3 protein-coding genes are annotated in these 1,103 nt (G+C 57.1%); all 3 read right to left on the minus strand.

Annotated features, from left to right (window positions below):
- The coding region (locus tag ACP7E0_RS34905) for a transposase domain-containing protein (protein WP_426131933.1) at positions 1-228 on the minus strand (228 nt) is incomplete at its 3' end.
- Positions 229-291: 63 nt separating this feature from the next.
- The gene (gene tnpB, locus ACP7E0_RS34910; protein WP_056533973.1) at positions 292-639 is read right to left on the minus strand and encodes an IS66 family insertion sequence element accessory protein TnpB; all 348 of its coding nucleotides are present in this window, start codon (positions 637-639) and stop codon (positions 292-294) included.
- Positions 636-1,004, minus strand: coding sequence for an IS66-like element accessory protein TnpA (gene tnpA / locus ACP7E0_RS34915; protein WP_426131936.1), 369 nt, complete (start codon positions 1,002-1,004; stop codon positions 636-638). The genes tnpB and tnpA overlap by 4 nt, the downstream gene beginning before the upstream one ends.
- Between the last annotated feature and the right edge of the window lie 99 nt (positions 1,005-1,103).

The raw sequence follows: 1,103 nt of genomic DNA on the forward strand, positions 1-1,103 counted from the left end.
CAGATCCTCAAGCGCCAGTTCCAACTGCTCGATTTCACGCTCGATCTTTTCGGACGACTTGCCGAAGACCTGCTTCTTCAGCTTGGCGATGCGCAGCCGCAGGGTTTGGATCAACTGGTCGTGCGCTTGCAACGTCGCCGACATCTTCGCGTTTTCTGCCTGCAACGCGATTATCATTGCCTTGAGAAAGGCTGGATCATCAGGAAGATTTGTCGTTGCGTTTGACATGATCCTGACTACCACAAGTCAGGAGAAATTGCCATAAAAACGAGCAGATTCAGAGGGATAAAATCACCCGACACGGGCCGGTGGAGCACCCCAATCAGGACGACGCCAATCGATCCCTTCCCACAACATCGCCAGTTGCGCCGACGTCAGTCGCGCTGTCCCGTCTGACGCTGAAGGCCACGGGAAACGACCTTTCTGCAAAATCTTGTAATACAGGCAGAAGCCTTGGCCATCAAAATACAGCAGCTTTAAACGATCGCCTCGTTTGCCCCGAAAGGCGAAGACCGCACCGCCCGTCGGCTTCTGACGCAAGACATCCTGCGCAAGCGCAGCCAAGCCTTCTATTCCTTTGCGCATGTCCGTGATACCGCACGCAAGATAGACCCGAACGCCGGTCCCAGGCCCGATCATGCTGCTTCCACCGCCCGGATGAGCTGCGTCAGCGCCGCCGTATCGACCGAACTGCCAAAGCGAAGGGTGCGGCCACAGCTCAATCGCAGCTCGACCATCCCGGAGCACCTTTCCCGGTCATCAGCGACATCCACTTGCACCGCTTTCATATCGACGGGCATGAACAATGCATTCGAAGACCCGGAGAGCAGCCCCTTCTTCTTCAACTCGCTACGCCAGGCATAGATCTGCTGCCGCGTAATATCGTGCCGATGGGCAACCTCTGTGATCGTCGCTCCACCATCCCCAACCGACATGGCAATCGCGAGCTTCTCATCGTCGCGCCATCGACGCCGCCGCTCTTGCCCAAGAATTTCAACCCGCATCGCAATCCCCGCATAAGACACGTCGCTAACGACGTCGCTAAACACGTGTCTTAGGCCATCAAGGCGCTATGCGGCAGGCGGTGCCAATCGGGCGGTTAC

Source organism: Pararhizobium sp. PWRC1-1 (assembly GCF_049897905.1).
Lineage (GTDB): Bacteria > Pseudomonadota > Alphaproteobacteria > Rhizobiales > Rhizobiaceae > Pararhizobium.